The sequence below is a fragment of the Desulfonatronospira sp. genome, from assembly GCA_003563255.1.
Lineage (GTDB): Bacteria > Desulfobacterota > Desulfovibrionia > Desulfovibrionales > Desulfonatronovibrionaceae > Desulfonatronospira.
The window spans coordinates 1-2,752 of sequence record PWSL01000096.1 but is presented as its reverse complement, the minus strand read 5'-3'; the positions used below and the strand labels follow the sequence as shown (position 1 = coordinate 2,752).

Below are 2,752 nucleotides of genomic sequence, written 5' to 3'. Positions count from 1 at the left end.
TTATTGTGCCCAATATGTTTTTCAAAATTTTTTACCGACGTCTGGAAGCGCATATTAATGCCCTGGGAAAACTCAAGGACGATATTGCCGCCAGTGCCAGGGAGGAGAAGAACAATCAGGAGTATGGGCTGGTTACTGCAAGGGATCTTTATCCGCGCCTGGATTATATCCACAACGGCCTCAGGGAACAGTACAACGAGATTTTAAACCATTACGAGCAGACCAGCCTTTTTCTGGAGACTCTGTTGAGGCGCAGCCATTTCGAACAGGGCAAATATGTCCTGGAAAGGAAGGTCTGCAACTTCAAGAGCCAGATCATTGATCCACAGGTGGAGCGCTTTACGCCCCAGTTGAGGGAAAAGGGCATAGATATCGCCCTGGCCGGAGTACCGGATCAGGAGATTGAGGTGGTGGTGGACAAGGGTCTTATCAGCCAGGTCTATGCCAACCTGTTTTCCAATGCAGTGAAGTATACCCGGGAGGTAACGGATTTTTCAGGACATAAGGCCAAGTTCATTTCATACGGTTGGGAATACAGGCCTGACTATTTCGGACCAGAAAAACCGGGAATCAAGCTCAATGTCTTCAGTACAGGACCGCACCTGGACCAGGATGAGCAGGCAAACCTTTTCAGTGAGGGTTTCCGGGCCGGCAACGTGGGCAAGGAGCAGGGCACCGGGCACGGTCTTTTTTTTATTAAGGAAATTGTGGAAATGCACGGCGGAGAAGTGGGTTATGAGCCTACCCCCCTGGGAAACAATTTTTTCTTTACACTTCCCCTGACCGACCCTGCAGACTATTGAATACCTCCTCATGATGCGCCTGCGAAAAGTCGGTTTTTGTCCGCACTTTTTATCATCCCAGAGATGTGACAGGCAGGGCTTCCAGGGTGAATCAGCAAAGTGGCACCTGTTCAGCTTGACCTTGTGAAATAAAAAACAGTCTTATAAAGTAATAGTTTAGCCAATTTTATGGATAGCAGGGGACAGGCACCCCCCGCACTTATTTTTAGCTGATGCGAAGATCATTACTGAAAAATAAGTGCGGGGAGAGCCAGTCCCCGTGCAACATGCAAATGGCTTAACTGTTACCTTATAAACAGGTGCCGGGCTGGATGGATATCAGCAGGGGTATCTGTTTAGCGCTTTAGATGTGGCATGGGGACTGGCTCTTCCGGGACCCACTTGTCCCAGAAAATGAGTCATTTTGAGCACAAATTGATGCTCAAGTGGGTCCCGGAGTGCCTGTCCCCTGGTTTCCTTAAAAGCGATAAACAGATACCAGCAGGGAAGCCGATGTGTTCCACATTACATTCTGGCGGCCATACTGACAAACGCGTCAATATCCAGGGCAGGCAGGGTCAAGAGTTCTACAGAGCCCCTTGAACCCAGCTCCACAGACATTCTCATGACTGTCTCGTTGTCAGGTGCCTCTACAATATTCAAAAAGTCATAATTACCCAGCAAAGCGTACTGCTGCTTGACTATGACCCCCATCTCCTCGAGTTCTTTATTTACCTCCATGATCCGTTCAGGTTTCTTTTTTAAAGTCTTGCGCCCTTCATCGGTCAACTTGCTCAGGATAACATACTCAGCCATAAGTACCTCCTATGTTGTAGGTTGCTTTAAATATTGTATCTGTTTTGCGTTTTGCATGTGGCCCCTTCGGGGGCAGAATCCGGTTAACCCTTGCAGGACGCGTTGTGCACGGGGACTTAATGTTGCTGGTAAACAGGCTACAGCTTGTTATTCCTGATAATGCGGATCAGATCCCCGGCGGCTTCTGCCGGTGATTCTGCGGAACAGACCGCCGAAACCACGGCTACGCCGTTCATACCGGTGGCCATAACATCCGATAGGTTGTCCCTGTTTATTCCCCCGATGGTTATCAGGGGCTTGTCTGTCATGGACCGGGCCTTTTTCAGTCCTTCAATTCCGAAAGGCTCACTGGTGTCGGTCTTGGTGGGGGTTGGAAATACGGGACTCAGGCTCAGGTAGTCTACATCGCTCATAGCAGCCACTTTGAGCTGGTCGTAAGTGTTGATGGATATACCGATAATTTTGCCTGGACCCAGCAGTTCCCGAACAGCCTGGTAAGGCACGTCTTTCTGGCCGATGTGTACTCCATCCGCCCCAGTGGCCAGAGCTATATCCGCCCGGTCGTTGATTAACAGTGGCACACCAAGTGTTGTCAGCTTTTTTTTCAATTCGCGGGCAGTGCTGAAAAACTCTCCTGAGGTACAACTTTTTTCACGTATCTGTACCATGGTAACGCCGCCCTGGACAGCTTCCATGACCAACTGAATCAGGTCACGCCCGTGGGTCAGGCCTCTATCAGTCACAAGGTAAAGGGAATAGTCGATATTTGTTGTCATATATAGCTTTGTATAACATTTTGGTATCAAAAGCAAGCAGTCATCAAAAGCAGGCTATGCCCGCAACCCAGATATCTGTTATCTGTTAATTGTTAATTGTTACTTGTTAATTGGTAAGGCAGTTAATTTAGGCGCTTAGCACAAATTTCAAACAAACATGTTGTTTCATTTTTCAAAAAAGCCAAGAGGTTATGCCCACGGAACACACGGAAGTTTTACCTCTCGTTCCCAGGCTCCAGCCTGGGAACATTTAGTTCTTGCGGCTCCAGCCGCTTACCTCTCGTTCCCAGGCTCCAGCCTGGGAACATTTAGTTCTTGCGGCTCCAGCCGCTTCTTAAAAAACATGTTTGCAGGGACATGCACCATTGGTGGACGCGG

3 protein-coding genes are annotated in these 2,752 nt (G+C 48.8%); 1 reads left to right on the top strand and 2 read right to left on the bottom strand.

Annotation, left to right across the window (positions count from 1 at the left end; genetic code table 11):
- Positions 1 to 803, top strand: an 803-nt coding sequence (locus QZP87_RS02900) for a HAMP domain-containing sensor histidine kinase (protein ID WP_291321416.1), incomplete at its 5' end; no start/stop codon positions are given.
- A 504-nt stretch (positions 804 to 1,307) separates the two neighbouring features.
- Here QZP87_RS02900 and QZP87_RS02895 read toward each other — a convergent pair.
- Both QZP87_RS02895 and thiE read right to left on the bottom strand, forming a co-directional pair.
- Positions 1,308 to 1,598, bottom strand: coding sequence for a GYD domain-containing protein (locus tag QZP87_RS02895; protein WP_291321415.1), 291 nt, complete (start codon positions 1,596 to 1,598; stop codon positions 1,308 to 1,310).
- Positions 1,599 to 1,735: 137 nt separating this feature from the next.
- Positions 1,736 to 2,374 carry a thiamine phosphate synthase gene (gene thiE / locus QZP87_RS02890; RefSeq protein WP_291321414.1) on the bottom strand — a complete coding sequence of 213 codons (639 nt, stop codon included), beginning with the start codon at positions 2,372 to 2,374 and terminating at the stop codon, positions 1,736 to 1,738.
- Positions 2,375 to 2,752 lie beyond the last annotated feature (378 nt).